Here is a 16,373-nt window from a genome sequence, read left to right as displayed (position 1 = left end):
ATTTGAGGTAGTCTGGATACCTCTTTCAGGACAGGGAATCACCAATGAGCCGCTTTGCCGCCCCCATCGCCGAGCAGATCTGGGACATGAAATACCGCTTCAAGCAGGCGGATGGCACACCTATTGACCAAACCGTCGAGGATAGCTGGCGGCGCATCGCCCGCGATCTGGCGCGTGTGGAAAAAGACGCGGCCCATTGGGAGGACAAGTTCTTTGAGGCGCTGGAGGATTTCAAATACCTCCCCGCGGGACGCATCACCGCGGGCGCCGGGACCGCGCGTCAGGTAACGCTGTTCAACTGTTTTGTCATGGGCACTATTCCCGACAGTATGGGCGGCATTTTCGATATGCTGAAAGAGGCCGCACTGACGATGCAGCAGGGCGGGGGGATCGGTTACGATTTCTCAACCATCCGACCACGCGGCGCGGATGTGCATGGCGTAGCTGCGGATGCCTCTGGCCCGCTGTCGTTCATGGATGTGTGGGACGCGATGTGCCGCACCATCATGTCTGCGGGTTCGCGCCGTGGGGCGATGATGGCGACGATGCGCTGCGATCACCCGGACATCGAACAGTTCATCACCGCCAAATCCGACCCCGCCCGTTTGCGCATGTTCAACATGTCGGTGCTGGTGACGGACCCGTTTATGGAAGCGGTCAAGGCCGATGGCCCGTGGGAATTGGTCTTTGGCGGCAAGGTCTATCAAACGGTGCAAGCGCGTGATCTGTGGAACAAGATCATGCAGGCTACCTATGATTATGCCGAGCCGGGCGTGATCTTCATTGACCGCATCAATCAGGCCAACAACCTCAGCTATGTGGAAACCATCGCGGCGACGAACCCTTGTGGCGAGCAGCCCCTGCCGCCATATGGCGCGTGTCTGCTCGGCTCGATCAACCTTGCGCGGCTGGTGGCGGAACCCTTTGAGGACGCCGCCCATCTGGATGAGGCTGCATTGCAGGAACTGGTCGCCACAGCCGTCCGTATGATGGACAACGTGGTGGATGCGTCGAAATTCCCGTTGATCGAACAAGAAGCCGAGGCGCAGGACAAGCGCCGCATCGGGCTGGGTGTGACCGGGCTGGCCGACGCGCTGCTGATGTTGGGTCTGCGCTATGGCTCGGACGAGGCGGCGCGTCAGACCGAACGCTGGTTGCACGCGATCGCCCGCGCCGCGTATCTGGCGTCGGTCGATTTGGCGAAGGAAAAAGGGGCGTTCCCTTTGTTCGACGCCGAGAAATATCTGGCCAGCGGCACGATGCAGCAGATGGATGAGGATGTACGCGATGCCATTCGCGAACACGGCATTCGTAACGCTTTGCTGACCTCGATCGCGCCGACGGGGACGATATCGCTTTATGCGGGTAACGTATCTTCGGGGATCGAGCCGGTCTTTGCCTATGCCTACACGCGCAAGGTGCTGCAGAAAGATGGCTCGCGCACCGAAGAAGAGGTCGTGGATTATGCCGTGCAGATGTGGCGCGACAAGTTCGGCGATACCGCCCTGCCCGATTATTTCGTGAACGCGCAGACGCTGTCCCCTTCGGATCACGTCAAAATGCAGGCGGCGGCGCAGAAATGGATCGACAGCTCGATTTCCAAGACGATCAACTGCCCCGAAGACATCAGCTTTGACGCCTTCAAAGACGTCTACATGCAGGCCTGGGATCAAGGCTGCAAAGGCTGCACGACCTATCGTCCGAATGATGTGACCGGATCGGTCCTTACGGTTTCTGAAAGCGCGGAAAAGGTCCCGGGCGAGAGCGCTGACGCGCCGCACGAGGTTGATGGCGGCGACGTGATCTACATGTCCGAACCGCTGGACCGGCCGCAATCGCTGGAGGGGTCGACCTACAAGCTGAAATGGCCCGATAGCGAGCACGCGATCTACCTGACCATCAACGATATCGTGATAGGTGGGCGTCGTCGTCCGTTCGAGGTGTTCATCAACTCGAAAAACATGGAGCACTACGCCTGGACGCTGGCACTGACCCGGATGATCTCGGCCGTGTTCCGGCGTGGTGGTGATGTGTCATTCGTGGTGGAAGAGCTGAAGGCCGTGTTCGACCCGCGCGGCGGGGCCTGGGTTCAGGGCAAGTACATCCCGTCGATCCTTGCTGCGATTGGTGGCGTCATTGAACAACACCTTATCAACATCGGATTTCTGGAAGGCGAGGGAATGGGCCTAAAGTCCGACCCGCAGGCGCAAGTGGTGAACATGGATGGGCCACGCGGCAAGGCGTGCCCGTCTTGCGGGCAGTTCGATATGGTAATGATCGAGGGCTGTATGACATGCCGAAGCTGCGGGCATTCCAAATGCGGCTAAACGATCTGTTATAAGGTGGCTATAATGACCCTTTCGCCGGCGGGATAGTTTCCCGCTGGCGTCCAAAAGTTGAATCTCTTTAGCCACATTTTTGTTAACAGTATGTTAACGTCTCTTTTCTGCCAGATTCTTCGCTGATAAGAACGACCACGTGAGCAGTGACGTGTTGAAGGGTGCGGGCGGTACAAAATGAGAGCCGGACAAAGCGGTCGTGTAGTCATCCAATGGAAGCAGACGGAACTCGATGGGCTCGAGGCCGCACCTCTTTCGTTTCTGAACATCGGTGCTGCATGGTCTTGGCGGGGCCAGGCAATGATTTTGGTGGGCCCGGTTGAGCAGGCGGCGTCACAGACGGTGGTCATGCCGAACCAGTTTCTGTCGATAGATGATCTGGATAGTTCTGAGACAGGAGTAGTCGTTCTGACCAACGGTGCGCAGGAATTCACCGGTGTGCTGTATTCTGTACTGGACGAGCCAGCACCGGTTCTTGTCTTCGACAATGGATGCCCGGCCCGCGATCAGGACTATTGGGTGAGCGAACTTGTTCAGTTGCGGCAGTACAGCGGCGAGGCCGTTTCTGGCGATGATCGGGTCGTTGCGTTTCCTGGAAGATTGCAGGCAAATGCGGACCACCGCGAGCTTGCGCCCCTGCCTGCGGTGAATGTGGGTACCGCGCTGGACTAAGCGACCGGCAAAAGGTTTCTGAAAACTCTGGTTATGTGTCAATCGGTGTGTTGACTCTGCCGCTTCTGCGGATATAAGCGCGGCTTCATTGGTGTTGGTGGCCCCCGCAAGGGGATGCCTGTCATGGGGGAAACCTCAAGAGGACAACGCCCTTCATAGTGGCCTGCATGGGCCTCGACCTAATCGAAGGAGATCAGCCGTGACCAAACGCACGTCTGCCAAGTACAAAATCGACCGCCGGATGGGCGAAAATATCTGGGGTCGTCCGAAATCCCCGATCAACCGTCGCGAATACGGTCCCGGCCAGCACGGCCAGCGCCGTAAGGGCAAACTGTCGGACTTCGGTCTGCAGCTGCGCGCCAAGCAGAAGCTGAAAGGCTACTATGGCGACCTGACCGAGAAGCAGTTCCGCCGCATCTACGCCGAAGCCGAGCGTGTCAAAGGCGACACCGGTGAAAACCTGATCGGTCTGCTGGAGCGTCGTCTGGACGCCGTCGTCTACCGCGCCAAGTTCGTTCCGACCGTGTTTGCCGCACGTCAGTTCGTGAACCACGGCCACGTCAAAGTGAACGGCAAGCGGGTCAACATCCCCAGCTACCGCGTCAAAGAAGGCGACGTGATCGAAGTGCGCGACAAGTCCAAGCAACTGGCTGTTGTTCTGGAAGCTGTTGCTCTGGCCGAGCGTGATGTGCCTGACTACATCGACGCTGATCACTCGAAAATGACCGCGACTTTCGTTCGTGCACCGGGCCTGAGCGATGTGCCTTACCCGGTCATGATGGAGCCGAACCTGGTCGTCGAATTCTACGCGAAGAACTAATCTTCGCCGATACACATGATCCAAAGGGCCGCGCTTTCAGCGCGGTCTTTTTTTGTGGGGGCTCTGCCCCCGTCGCTGCGCGACTCCCCCGGGATATTTCTGGCCAGATGAAGAGGCGGGTCAGATCGGCAGCGGTCGACCTTCGGCAATAGCTTCCATTGCGAAATACGAGGTCACACTGTCCAGTTCGACTTTTTCGATCAAACGCTGATAGACCTTGTCATAGGCCACCATGTCTTCGGTCACCACTTTCAGTTGATAGTCATAGTCGCCGCCGATCCGGTGGAAATCCACAACTTCGGGAATGGTCAGAACGTGGCTTCTGAAAGATTGTAGCCATTCCGCAGAATGGTGCCGGGTGCGTAGCATGACAAAGACAATCAGGTTTAGGCCCAATTTCTCGCGCGAGATTCGGGCTGATGAGCCGGTTATTACCCCATCCTCGTTCAACGCCTTCAACCGGCGCCAACATGCGTTCTGCGACAGCCCGACACGATCTGCCAATTCCCGCTGTGACAAGGTCGCGTCCTTCTGAAGCTCACGCAGTATTCGATTATCTATTTGATCTATTTTTTTCGACATACCTAATCATATGACACAAAAAATCGAAAAACTACCAAAAGAACGGTGAAATTTATTTGAGTAACATCAATCATATTTGATGGTACAATACGGAGCCATAAAATGACCCTATCCAGATTTCGCGCAGCACTAGAAGCCACCACTCCTATCACAAGTCTGCGTGACGGATTGATCGGAGAGAATGCTCTGATTCCTGGTCTACATGGGGATGTTCCGCTGGTTTACGCGGATTATGTCGCCTCGGGTCGGGCGCTGCGGCAGGTCGAAGAGTTTGTCGCTGAACATGTGCTGCCATTTTATGCAAATAGCCATACCGAGGCTTCCTATTGCGGGTCCTACATGACCCGTCTGCGCCGTGAGGCACGCGCAGAGATCGCTCGCATTGTTGGTGCCAAGGAAGAGGACGCGGTGATCTTCACTGGGGCCGGCGCCACTGCGGGTCTCAATCGGCTGGTCAGTCTGCTTGGTGTGGAGGCGGCTGACCGGCCGGTTGTATTTATCGGGCCTTATGAACACCATTCCAACATTCTGCCCTGGCGCGAAAGCAAAGCGCGTGTGATCGAGATTCCTGAGGCACCGGAAGGTGGCATCGACCTCGACGTATTGGAGAGGATGCTGGTAGATCATGCCGCGTCGGATTTGATCATCGGGTCATTCTCGGCGGCATCAAATGTGACCGGCATCGTTACCGACCCGGATCCTGTGATCCGACTGCTCAAGGCTCATGGGGCTTTGTCAGTTTGGGATTATGCGGGGGGCGGGCCGTACCTGCCAATGGACATGGGGCCTGAAGATGCGCGCAAGGACGCTATCGTCGTTTCACCCCACAAATTTCCTGGCGGGCCGGGTGCATCCGGGGTTTTGATCGTCAACAAGGCTGCGGTCAAACGCAACTGCCCCAGTTGGCCGGGCGGTGGCACCGTCAGCTTTGTCTCACCATGGCGGCACGATTACAGCGAAGACCTTGCCACGCGCGAGGAAGCGGGAACACCGAACGTGATCGGAGATATTCGGGCTGCGCTGGCCTTTATCGTCAAGGATGTGGTCGGCACGGATGAGATTGCCAGAAGGGAGGAACGCTATAACCAAATGGCTTTGGACGGATGGGGCGACAACCCGAAACTGACCTTGCTGGGCGCGGATCATCCGCATCGGCTACCGATCTATTCCTTCCTTGTGCGCGACAATGCGGGTCATCCGGTTCACCAGCAACTCTTCACCCGGATGCTCAGCGACATCTACGGTATTCAGGCACGTGGGGGCTGCGCCTGCGCCGGACCTTATGCGCATCGTTTGCTGGGAATCGACCAGGCCGCGTCCGAGGGGCTGCACGCGGCTTTGTCGGCGGGGGAAGAGATGAAGAAACCGGGCTGGGTGCGTCTAAACTTTTCGTACCTGATGAGCGATGAGACGGTTCAATTCATAATCGACAGCGTCAATGACCTGTCCCACCGGACCGAGGAATTCGCGCCCTATTACGATGCTGATCCGGCAACGGCCCGCTTCAAAGCGGCGTGACGGAATTGCCGCTTTTCTCAAGGCGTTGAGACAGGTATGAGAGGCTTCAATAAACGGAGCCTCTTATGACAAAGATCACCCCGCAACCCGGCATTATGGACATCGCGCTCTATCAGGGCGGACAGTCGCATGTGGCCGGGGTCAAGCATGTGATCAAGCTGAGTTCCAACGAAAACCCGTTTGGTCCCAGTCCCAAGGCGATTGAGGCTGTGCGCGACAGTGCGGCCACCCTGCATCGTTATCCCAGCACCGATCACGCCAGCCTACGCGCTGCGATTGGTGCGCGCCACGGTCTGGACCCGGCGCGGATCATTTGCGGTGTCGGCAGCGATGAAGTGCTTCAATTCGTGGCTCAAGCCTATGCTGGCCCGGGGGATGAGGTCATCTATACCGAGCACGGCTTTTCTATGTACCCCATCATCGCAAAGATGGCGGGGGCAACTCCGGTCATGGTGCCCGAGACGGACCGTCGCGTGGATGTCGATAATATTCTGGCGGCCGTAACCGGGCAGACACGGATCGTGTTCGTGACCAATCCGGGCAACCCGACCTCGACCATGATCCCAGAGGTCGAGTTGGTGCGCTTGGCCGAGGCCCTTCCGCAATCGTGCCTGATGGTCATCGACGGGGCCTATGCGGAATTTGTCGCAAATTTCGACGGTGGGGCAGCGCTGGTGGACCGGTTCGAGAACGTGATCATGACCCGGACGTTCTCCAAGATTTACGGGCTTGGCGGGATGCGCGTCGGCTGGGGCTATGCCGCGCAGGCGATTATCGATGTGTTGAATCGGGTGCGCCAGCCCTTCAACCTGTCGCTGACTGCGCTGGCGGCGGCCGAAGCAGCGATCAAGGACGAAGAGTATCTGACCTTCTGTCACACGGAAAATGCGCGGCTGCGGGTGTGGCTGGCGGATGAACTTGCCAAGATCGGCGTGCCGTCGGACGCGTCCAGCACGAATTTTATTCTCGCGCGGTTCCGCGATCAGGTCGAAGCTGAGGCATGTGACGATTACCTGAAAACGCAGGGTTTGATCGTGCGCCGTGTGGCGGGTTACAACCTGCCGAACGCTTTGCGGATCACCGTGGGCGACGAAGAAGCCTGCCGCCGTGTCGTCGCTGCGATCACTGAATTCAAAGAGGGCGCCGCATGACCCCAGTTTACGACCGTGTCGCGCTGATTGGGCTGGGCCTGATTGCATCTTCGATGTTCTGGGCCATCAAACGCGCGGGTCTGGCGGGTGAGGTGACGGGGTACGCCCGGTCCCACGCGACGCGCGAAACCGCGCGCAAGATTGGCCTGTGCGATCGGGTCTGTGATACGGCTCAGGAGGCCGTTAAAGGGGCCGATCTGGTCGTTCTCTGTGTGCCGGTTGGCGCGATGGGCGCGGTAGCCGCCGATATAGCGCCAGTATTGAAGCCGGGTGCAACCGTATCGGATGTGGGCTCGGTCAAGCGCCATGTGATTGAGGCGGTGTCGCCGCACATCCCCGACAGCGTGCATTTCATCCCCGCGCATCCCCTGGCGGGAACCGAGCATTCCGGCCCCGAAGCCGGTTTCGCTGAGTTGTTTGACAACCGCTGGTGTCTGTTGGTCCCGGTCGAAGGCACCGACCCCGAAGCCGTCGCGCAATTGCGCGCATTGTGGGAGGGGATGGGCTCAAACGTAGATGAGATGGATGCGGATCACCACGATCTGGTTCTGGCCGTGACCTCGCATGCGCCGCATCTGATCGCTTATACGATGGTGGGCGTTGCTGATGACCTTCGGCGAGTAACTGATAGCGAAGTCATCAAGTATTCCGCTGCCGGGTTCCGGGACTTTACGCGTATCGCAGCGTCGGACCCGACCATGTGGCGCGACGTGTTCCTGACCAACAAGGACGCAACGCTGGAAATTCTTGGCCGCTTTACCGAGGAGCTTTTCGCCTTGCAGCGGGCTATTCGTACCGGTGACGGTGATCAGTTGTTTGACTATTTCACACGGACCCGCGCGATCCGCCGTGGGATCATTGATGCGGGGCAGGATACAGATGCGCCCGATTTTGGACGGGGGAAAGCTGGCTCATGATAGGTGTCCAAAGGGTTCTGGCGGTTGGAATTGTGGCGCTCAGCGCCTCGCTTTCGAACGCGGCCCCTTTGGAACATTCCCTGATCCCCATGATGCGACCCTCTGCGGCCCCGGTCTTGGCCTTTGCAAGCCCGACCCCATCCAAGATTCGCCCCGAGTTGCGCCCTGTTTCAGCTCAGGTTCTGGCGGTCGCTGCGCGCCCGGTGAATGTGCCGACGCTTGGGCCAGATACGTCCCTTATGCCCTATCTGCGCCCGAAAGCGCTGGAACAGGAGGCGTTGTTCAAAAAGCGCAAGCTTCGCAAAGGGTCAGTCTGTGGTGATATTCAAATACAGGGCAAGGCCGTTGGCAAGGTTCCCGGCAAGATCAAGGCCTGCGGGATCAAGGATGCAGTTCAGATCACGTCCATATCGGGTGTCGCGTTAAATCGCCCGTCGACAATGGACTGCGGTACGGCGATTGCTTTGAATGAATGGGTGGACAAGACGGTTATTCCGACTTTCAAACGACGTGGTCCGGTGGTCGAACTGCAAGTCGCGGCGCACTATGCCTGCCGGACCCGAAACAATCAAAAGGGCGCGCGTATCTCTGAACACGGTAAGGGGCGCGCAATTGATATCTCTGGCTTCAAGATGGCGGACGGAGAGGTCGTGACCGTGCTGAACGGGTGGCGCAAGAACCCTTCACAGAAACAGTTGATCAAGATCTGGCGCGGCGCGTGCGGGCCGTTTGGCACAGTGTTGGGGCCAAACTCAGATCGGTATCACCGCGATCATTTCCACTTGGACACGGCGCGCCATCGCCGTGGGGCATACTGCCGTTAACGCAGGATAAGGCGCGGTGCGGGCCCAAGGGGCAATGGGCCCAAGGCAACAAACCCGTCTCGGAAATTCAACTGCATATCCAGCGCATTGGGATTGCCGCCAAGCCCTGCCATGAAATTCAATGCGCGTGTCACCGGGTTGACGGCCTGATCGGGCAGGGCACCCGCGGCATTGGCCATAGCGACCATGTCCCGCCAGTTCTCGGCCTTTATCGCGATTTCACCGGTTGGAATGCCCTGATTGTCAACGTCCAGTTGACCAGTCGCGAACAGGCGTAGCGCACCCCATTTCATCTCCGCCAGGTGGAGGTCGATCTTTTCTGGCTGGGGCCTGCTTTGTTCAAGCGCCGAGCGATCCCACACCTTGTCGAAGGTGGTTGTCATGTCCAATTCCAACGTCTCGAATGACTGGGGCAGGGTGGTTGCTGAACGCATGAGATCACGCAGGTCGTCACCGGGGGTAAAGCCGTCAATTCGCGCGCTGATGTTATAGGCTTCTGGCAGATCGGTTTGTTCCATGACCAAGCCAAGAGTCTCGCCGCCTGCCAGCGCCTCGGCATCGTCTGTGATGGCCCACGGTCCTGCCGTCAGTGCCATCTTTTCCAACACAAGGGCCACACCGGGTTGCAATTGTAATTCTGCCTGAAGGTCACTGGCTTGAATTGTTGCAGTCTGATCGAAGTAGGACAGGCGCTGCGGCGTGTCGGCGAACCGCAGCATTTGACGACCCGGCCAGATTGCAGGGCTTTGGAATTCAATCCAATCCGCGCTCCAGGCGGTGCCGTTGACGGGATCGGCGAGGGCTGGATTGTTCAGCCGTGTGACGTGATGCGTTGGGTAGCCCGCGGTTTCAACGGCAGAGAAGTCCGCTTGCCAGCCCATTTCTTCCTGCTTGTTGAACCAGGTCGTTATTGCGTTACGCAGCCCAAACCCGGCGATGAGCCAGTACGCGCTCCAGATCGCGAATACGAATATGACTGCTCTGATCAAACCGCGCATGGCAGTTGGCCCTTTTTCCCGCCTTGGAATTGATGTTTATAGGCGCAAACGAGCAAGGACCAGTGCAATGACAATGTGGGTATTCGGATATGGGTCGCTTTTGTGGAATCCCGGCTTTCCCGTAGCCCGAAGCGAACATGCCACCTTGCACGGATATGCACGTTCATTTTGCATGAGTTCGATCCACCATCGCGGCACCGAAGAAGACCCGGGGCTGGTTTTGGCTTTGGATGAACAGGCTGACGCGAGTTGCACTGGTCTGGCCCTTGCAGTTGAGGCGGGGCACGAGGATCGCACGTTGCAGGAATTGCGCGACCGCGAACTGATCTCATCGGCCTATGTTGAGAAAATGCTGGGCGTGCATCTGCACGATGGAGAGGTCGTGACGGCGGTGACCTATGTCATCGACCCCGACCATGTGCAGTACTGCGGGGGGATGCCGCTGGAGGAGCAGGCGCAGATCATCGCGTATGCGGTTGGGGGGCGCGGTCCGAATACAGAATACCTTTATAATACGGCTGAACACCTGACCGAGATTGGCCTGCACGATCCTGATCTTGAGTGGTTGGCGCAACGGGTGCGGACCATTGCCGCATAAACCCTTGGCGTAACCGGCGGAATTTCGCTAGATTCAGCGCAGAGCAGGAAAAAAACCGGGAACCACGCGCATGGCGCAGGCACATCAGGGCGCGAGACCGCATTTCTCGCAACCCATTCGCCAGATCGTAACGATGCTGGTCGCGATTGGTTTGGCGGGGTTGGGCGTCTTCATGGCGACGCCATATGTCCTGCCGGTCTTTTACGCAAACCCTTACCTGAACGGGTTCATCCTGCTGGTCTTTGTGGTCGGCGTCTTTGCCTGTTTTTATCAGGTAACCCAATTGATTGGCTCGGTCCGGTGGATTGAGGCGTTTGTCGGCGGTGTTGTCCGCGAAGATGCCCGCACCCCGCAGCTTTTGGCCCCCTTGGCGTCGCTGCTGCGCGAACGCGGTGCGCGGTCTCAGATCAGTTCCAGTTCGACACGGTCCATTCTGGATTCGGTGGCCGAACGGGTGGAAGAAGAGCGCGAGATCACGCGCTACATCACCAACGTGCTGATTTATCTGGGCCTTCTGGGGACTTTCTTTGGATTGGCCACCACGGTTCCAGCCATTGTCGACACGATCCGCAGCCTTAATCCGCAGGAAGGCGAAGAAGGTCTTGCCGTTTTCAACCGCCTCATGGTCGGGCTGGAATCGCAGTTGCAGGGCATGGGCGTTGCGTTCGGATCCTCGCTTTTGGGGCTGGCCGGATCGCTGATCGTGGGTCTGCTAGAGCTTTTTGCGGGGCACGGACAAAACCGGTTCTATCGCGAACTGGAAGAATGGCTGTCCTCGATCACACGCGTTGGATTTGCCGCAGGGGATGAAGGCAGCAGCGCCGAGCTGGCGGTCCTGACCCCGGTTCTGGATACGATGTCGGAACAGATGAACGCGCTGCAGGACCTATTTTCAGCGCAGGAGCGCGACCGTGTGGAGTTGTCGGCCAAGCTGGGCCAACTGGTCGACGTGATTGGCGACATGAATCAAAGGCAATCCGAAAGCGAAGGAGTCACGGCTGCGCTGGAACGTGTTGCGCTGGGACAGGATGCCTTGCTGGATCATATGCGCGAGCAGGGGACAGGCGACGGTATCGATGCCGAAAGCCGGATGCGCCTGCGGTCGATGGACGTGCAACTGCTGCGGATACTCGAAGAGATTTCGGCAGGCCGTCAGGAAAGCATGAGCGAATTGCGCAAAGATATCGAGTTGCTGGTCAAGGCGCTCACACTTCCCCGAGGCGCCGTGCGTACCGCTCCGGAAGGAGAGTAAGCCATGGCGCTGTCCCGTCGCACTGGTCAACGGTTCCAGGGGTCGGTCTGGCCCGGATTTGTGGACGCGATCACCGGGTTGTTGATGGTTCTCACATTCGTGCTGACCATTTTTATGGTCGTACAGTTTGTCTTGCGCGAAACGATCTCGGGGCAAGAGGATGAACTGACGGCGCTGTCTGATGAAATCGCTGCGCTCGCCGGAGCTTTGGGTTTGGAAGAGCGTGAAAACAGCCGTTTGCAAGCAAGACTAGGGGTTTTGAATTCAACTTTAACGCAGGTCGAAACTGAACTTGTTCAAGCCCAAATTCGCCTAACGGACTTCGAGGATCAGGTCACCGCGCTATTGGCGGAACAAGAGCGGGCGGAAGGCGCCATTGCGGGGCTTGAGGCAGAGCGCGATGAACTGTTGACCGAGCAAGACGCGTTGAATCTGGCGCTTGCCCAAAGCCGCGCCGAGATTGACGAACAGACCGAGGCCGCGCGCCTTGCCGCTGCCCGGCGTGAGGCTCTTGAAGCGCTGATCGCTGATCTTGAGCAAACCGAGACTGCACAGTCGGCGCTTATCACGGAACTTGAGGACCAACTGAGCGCCGAAGAAGCTGCAAGACTGGCCGAAGCCGCCGCTGCCGAAAACCTGCGCAACAGGTTGCAAGACGCCGACGCCGAATTAACGGCTATGACGCTGGCCCTTGAGGCGCAGCGCAAAGAGGCTGAGGACACTCTGACCCTTTTGGCGGCGGCGCAAGCTGCAAAGGCTGAATTGGAGCGGCAGTTCGGAGAGTTGAGCGCGCAAGACCTTCAGGCCCGGCTAGAGGCTGCGCTTGCCGCGCAGGTCGAAGCGCAGGATGAGGCTCAGGCGCAGCGGACGCTGGCCGAAGAACGCGCAGCCCTGCTTGCGGTCGCGCGCGACACCCTTTCGGTTGAGCAGACGATTTCCGAAAAAGCGCAGCGTGAGGCGGCCTTGTTAAATCAGCAAATGGCCGCTCTGCGACAGCAATTGGGCGGGCTGCAGGCTTTGCTTGACGACTATGAAGAGCGCAATGCGGCTGCGGATATCCAAATCCAGTCGCTGGGTCAGGATTTGAATGCGGCCCTCGCGCGCGCTGCGTCAGAAGAACGCCGTCGCCGCTTGCTCGAGGAAGCCGAACGCGCCCGTTTGGAAGCCGAAGCTGAGGCATTGTCAGGTCAGAACGAGGAACTGGTGGCCCAAGCAGAGGACCTGCAACGCTACCGCTCAGAATTCTTTGGTCGGTTGCGTGATGTTTTGGGTGATCAGGAAGGTGTTCGGATTGAAGGTGACCGGTTCGTATTTTCGTCCGAGGTTCTTTTCGACACAGGTTCGGCCGTTCTGTCCGGGGAAGGGCAGTTAGAAGTCGCCAAAGTTGCAAGTATTCTGCGAACCGTAGCGGCAGAGATTCCAGACGGCTTGAACTGGGTTATCAGGGTCGATGGCCACACGGACAACGTACCGCTGGCTGGGACAGGGCGTTACCGCGATAACTGGGAATTGAGTCAGGGACGGGCCCTGTCGGTGGTGCGTTACATGGTGGACGCGCTAGGCATCCCGCCCGAACGGCTGGCAGCCAACGGTTTCGGAGAATTCCAACCCGTCAACCCCGCCGACACGCCAGATGCCCGCGCTCAGAACCGTCGAATCGAATTGAAGCTGACCGAGCGGTAATGGACCTGTCCAAGGGGCGCGTCGCCCGATACCTGACACATCCTCAGGTTTCGATTGATCCTGCAGTCGACGTGACACGCTGGTCGTTAAACGAAACAGGCAAAATTCGGGTAATGCACTTGGCCGAGAACCTAGGAGCATTGAAACATACCACGCGTATTGTCAGCAGTCTGGAGGTCAAGGCCTTGGAAACGGCCCAGCCCTTCGCTGACGCGCTGGGGATTGGGGTCGAGTTGAACCCCGAGATGCATGAGAATGACCGTTCAAGCACGGGTTTTCTGCCCCCTGACGTATTCGAAGACGTCGCTGATCAGTTCTTTGCGCAGCCAGAGTGTTCAGTACGGGGATGGGAACGGGCCATTGATGCGCAGGCGCGAATATTGAACGCGGTGAAGGCGTGTTTGCCCAGCGGCGATGGCGGCGACATTCTGTTTGTTGGTCACGGAGGTGTGGGAACTTTGCTTTACTGCGCCTTGTCCTGTCTGCCGATTGACCGCCGCTATGATCAGGGCCCGAACGGAGGCGGAAATTGGTTTCAGTTCAGTCTTGATCAAATGAAACCGCTGCAAGGTTGGCAACCAATGGAGACGTTGTCAGGGCTTTAATCGTTCTGCCACAGGTTAGAAAAAGCCCGCCAATCAGAAGATGGCGGGCTTTGTGTCAGTGTTAGTGGAATTCTCAGTCCGCTGTTAGCAATGGCGGCTTGTCGCCCGGAATACGCGGCTGATCGGGGCCGAGAATTTCCAGGTTCAGATCACCCTTCTTGACCGAGACACGGACCACACCGCCCTTGGCCAGTTTGCCGAATAGCAACTCCTCGGCCAGCGGTTTCTTGATGTGCTCCTGAATGACCCGGCCCAGTGGACGCGCACCCATCTTGTCGTCATAACCCTTGTCGGCCAGCCATTCGGCCGCTTTGGGTGTCAGGTCGATGGTCACGTTGCGATCCAGCAACTGGGCCTCAAGCTGCAGGACGAATTTCTCGACAACCTGCAGAATGACCTCTTTCGGCAGCGGTGCGAATGAGATCACAGCGTCCAGTCGGTTGCGGAACTCAGGCGTGAAGGTCCGCTCGATCGCGGCGGTGTCTTCACCTTCGCGGCGGTCCCGCCCAAAGCCGATTGCGGCCTTGGCCTGTTCCTGTGCACCCGCGTTCGAGGTCATGATCAGCACCACGTTGCGGAAATTCACCGTGCGGCCGTTGTGATCTGTCAACTCACCGTGGTCCATCACCTGCAACAGGATGTTGAACACGTCCGGGTGCGCTTTCTCGATCTCGTCCAGCAGCAGCACGCAATGTGGATGTTGATCAACGCCATCGGTCAGCAGGCCACCCTGATCAAACCCAACATAGCCCGGAGGCGCGCCAATAAGACGGGATACCGCGTGTTTCTCCATGTATTCCGACATGTCAAAGCGCAGCAGTTCCACGCCCAGCGTATCCGCCAGTTGTTTCGCCACCTCGGTTTTACCCACACCGGTCGGACCGGCGAATAGGTAGTTGCCGATGGGTTTCTCAGGCTCACGCAGGCCAGCCCGCGCCAGTTTGATCGCGCTAGAAAGCGCCACGATGGCGTCATCCTGTCCGAACACCACCCGTTTCAACGATGTCTCAAGGTCTTTCAGAACTTCGGCATCATCTTTGGTGACGTTCTTGGGCGGGATGCGGGCAATCTTGGCGACGACAGCCTCGATTTCCTTGACGCCGATCGTCTTACGGCGCTTACTTTCGGCCACCAGATGCTGTGCGGCACCCGCCTCATCAATCACGTCAATCGCCTTGTCGGGCAGTTTTCGGTCGTTGATGTACCTTGCCGACAATTCCACCGCCGTTTTGATTGCGTCCGCGGTATATTTGATGGCGTGATGCTCTTCAAAATAGGGCTTGAGACCGCGCAGGATTTTCACGCTGTCCTCGACCGAAGGCTCGTTCACATCGATCTTCTGGAACCTACGGCTGAGCGCACGGTCTTTTTCAAAGTGCTGGCGGAACTCCTTGTATGTGGTCGAACCCATGGTACGCAGCTTGCCGCCCTGCAGCGCGGGTTTCAGCAGGTTCGACGCATCCATAGCGCCACCAGACGTGGCACCTGCACCGATCACCGTGTGAATTTCGTCAATGAACAGCACGGCGTCGGGATGCTCTTCCAGTTCGGTCACAACCGCTTTCAACCGCTCTTCGAAATCACCGCGATAGCGGGTGCCCGCCAGCAATGCGCCCATGTCGAGCGAATAAATCGTGGTCTCGGACAGCACATCGGGGGCTTCACCCGCGACGATTTTATGGGCCAGACCTTCGGCAATGGCGGTTTTGCCAACACCGGGATCCCCCACCAGCAGCGGATTGTTCTTTCGGCGGCGGCAAAGCACCTGAATGCAGCGCTCAACCTCATCAGAACGTCCAATCAGCGGATCGACATCCCCGGCACGGGACTTGACGTTCAGATCGACGCAGTATTTTCCAAGCGCGCTTTCTTTCTGCTCGCCTTCGCCCGCAGTGGATTGAACTTCTTCTTCGACCTGATCCGCGCCTGAAACCGACCGGTTCTCGCCATAGGCGGGGTCTTTGGCAACACCATGCGCGATGAAATTCACCGCGTCATAGCGGGTCATGTCCTGTTCTTGCAGGAAGTAGGCTGCGTTGCTTTCGCGTTCAGCAAAGATCGCAACCAACACGTTGGCACCGGTCACTTCGGTCCGGCCCGAGCTTTGCACGTGGATCGCGGCGCGTTGGATGACACGCTGGAAGGCCGCCGTTGGAACAGCTTCGGATCCGTCAATATCCGTGACAAGGTTCGACAGGTCTTCGTCGATGAATTCGACCAGAGTGCTTCGCAGTTCATCCAGATCAACACTGCAGGCTTTCATGACGCGGATGGCATCAGGTTCTTCCAACAGCGCCAGCAACAGATGCTCCAGCGTTGCAAATTCATGTCGCCGTTCGTTCGCAGCAGCCAAGGCCGCGTGAATGGCTTGTTCTAATGTGCTCGAGAATGAAGGCACGCGGGTGCTCCTCTGT

Annotated in this window: 14 protein-coding genes; 11 read left to right on the top strand and 3 right to left on the bottom strand. The window is 58.1% G+C overall.

From position 1 onward, the window contains the following. Positions 1-44: 44 nt before the first annotated feature. The 3 genes from ACT2B1_RS14720 (at position 45) to rpsD (ending at position 3,831) form a co-directional block, all read left to right on the top strand. Entirely contained in the window at positions 45-2,327 is a 2,283-nt protein-coding gene (locus tag ACT2B1_RS14720; RefSeq protein WP_481668014.1) for an adenosylcobalamin-dependent ribonucleoside-diphosphate reductase, read from the top strand. 189 nt (positions 2,328-2,516) lie between these two features. Then, entirely contained in the window at positions 2,517-3,011 is a 495-nt protein-coding gene (locus ACT2B1_RS14715; protein WP_171127013.1) for a hypothetical protein, read from the top strand. Positions 3,012-3,210: 199 nt separating this feature from the next. Next, positions 3,211-3,831 (top strand): 30S ribosomal protein S4, encoded by a 621-nt coding sequence (gene rpsD, locus ACT2B1_RS14710; RefSeq protein ID WP_170325974.1) that lies wholly within the window; start codon positions 3,211-3,213, stop codon positions 3,829-3,831. Between the two features lie 120 nt (positions 3,832-3,951). Here the strand turns inward: rpsD and ACT2B1_RS14705 are convergent, their stop codons facing one another. After that, a complete protein-coding gene (locus ACT2B1_RS14705; protein ID WP_171120176.1) occupies positions 3,952-4,413 on the bottom strand; it encodes an Lrp/AsnC family transcriptional regulator in 462 nt (153 codons plus the stop codon). Between the two features lie 102 nt (positions 4,414-4,515). Here ACT2B1_RS14705 and ACT2B1_RS14700 point away from each other — a divergent pair, with 102 nt between their 5' ends. The 4 genes from ACT2B1_RS14700 (at position 4,516) to ACT2B1_RS14685 (ending at position 8,823) form a co-directional block, all read left to right on the top strand. After that, positions 4,516-5,931: an aminotransferase class V-fold PLP-dependent enzyme gene (locus ACT2B1_RS14700; protein ID WP_481668013.1), complete on the top strand. Its 1,416-nt coding sequence runs from the start codon at positions 4,516-4,518 to the stop codon at positions 5,929-5,931. 65 nt (positions 5,932-5,996) lie between these two features. Further along, a complete protein-coding gene (hisC, locus tag ACT2B1_RS14695; protein ID WP_481668012.1) occupies positions 5,997-7,082 on the top strand; it encodes a histidinol-phosphate transaminase in 1,086 nt (361 codons plus the stop codon). Then, on the top strand, positions 7,079-7,999 hold the full coding sequence (locus ACT2B1_RS14690; protein ID WP_171127016.1) for a prephenate/arogenate dehydrogenase family protein: 921 nt from the start codon (positions 7,079-7,081) through the stop codon (positions 7,997-7,999). Before hisC ends, ACT2B1_RS14690 begins: the two co-directional genes overlap by 4 nt. Beyond that, the gene (locus ACT2B1_RS14685) at positions 7,996-8,823 is read left to right on the top strand and encodes an extensin-like domain-containing protein (protein ID WP_481668011.1); all 828 of its coding nucleotides are present in this window, start codon (positions 7,996-7,998) and stop codon (positions 8,821-8,823) included. Before ACT2B1_RS14690 ends, ACT2B1_RS14685 begins: the two co-directional genes overlap by 4 nt. On the opposite strand, the gene ACT2B1_RS14680 is transcribed toward ACT2B1_RS14685, so the two are convergent. After that, the gene (locus tag ACT2B1_RS14680) at positions 8,820-9,821 is read right to left on the bottom strand and encodes a DUF2125 domain-containing protein (RefSeq protein WP_171239583.1); all 1,002 of its coding nucleotides are present in this window, start codon (positions 9,819-9,821) and stop codon (positions 8,820-8,822) included. The two genes, ACT2B1_RS14685 and ACT2B1_RS14680, sit on opposite strands and share 4 nt — an antisense overlap. A 67-nt stretch (positions 9,822-9,888) precedes the next feature. On the opposite strand from ACT2B1_RS14680, the gene ACT2B1_RS14675 reads away from it, so the two are divergent. From ACT2B1_RS14675 to ACT2B1_RS14660, 4 genes are all read left to right on the top strand, one after another. Next, on the top strand, positions 9,889-10,419 hold the full coding sequence (locus ACT2B1_RS14675) for a gamma-glutamylcyclotransferase (protein WP_481668010.1): 531 nt from the start codon (positions 9,889-9,891) through the stop codon (positions 10,417-10,419). A 70-nt stretch (positions 10,420-10,489) separates the two neighbouring features. Next, positions 10,490-11,671: a biopolymer transporter ExbB gene (locus ACT2B1_RS14670; RefSeq protein WP_171127019.1), complete on the top strand. Its 1,182-nt coding sequence runs from the start codon at positions 10,490-10,492 to the stop codon at positions 11,669-11,671. A gap of 3 nt (positions 11,672-11,674) precedes the next feature. Then, the gene (locus ACT2B1_RS14665) at positions 11,675-13,354 is read left to right on the top strand and encodes a peptidoglycan -binding protein (RefSeq protein ID WP_171239585.1); all 1,680 of its coding nucleotides are present in this window, start codon (positions 11,675-11,677) and stop codon (positions 13,352-13,354) included. After that, positions 13,354-13,959 (top strand): histidine phosphatase family protein, encoded by a 606-nt coding sequence (locus tag ACT2B1_RS14660; RefSeq protein WP_171127021.1) that lies wholly within the window; start codon positions 13,354-13,356, stop codon positions 13,957-13,959. The genes ACT2B1_RS14665 and ACT2B1_RS14660 overlap by 1 nt, the downstream gene beginning before the upstream one ends. A gap of 73 nt (positions 13,960-14,032) precedes the next feature. Here ACT2B1_RS14660 and clpA read toward each other — a convergent pair whose 3' ends face one another. Further along, positions 14,033-16,357 (bottom strand): ATP-dependent Clp protease ATP-binding subunit ClpA, encoded by a 2,325-nt coding sequence (clpA, locus tag ACT2B1_RS14655; RefSeq protein WP_171120196.1) that lies wholly within the window; start codon positions 16,355-16,357, stop codon positions 14,033-14,035. Between the last annotated feature and the right edge of the window lie 16 nt (positions 16,358-16,373).

Source organism: Ruegeria sp. S263 (genome assembly GCF_056780525.1).
The sequence above is the reverse complement of the archived record's forward strand: the minus strand, read 5'-3'. Positions and strand labels throughout refer to the sequence as shown.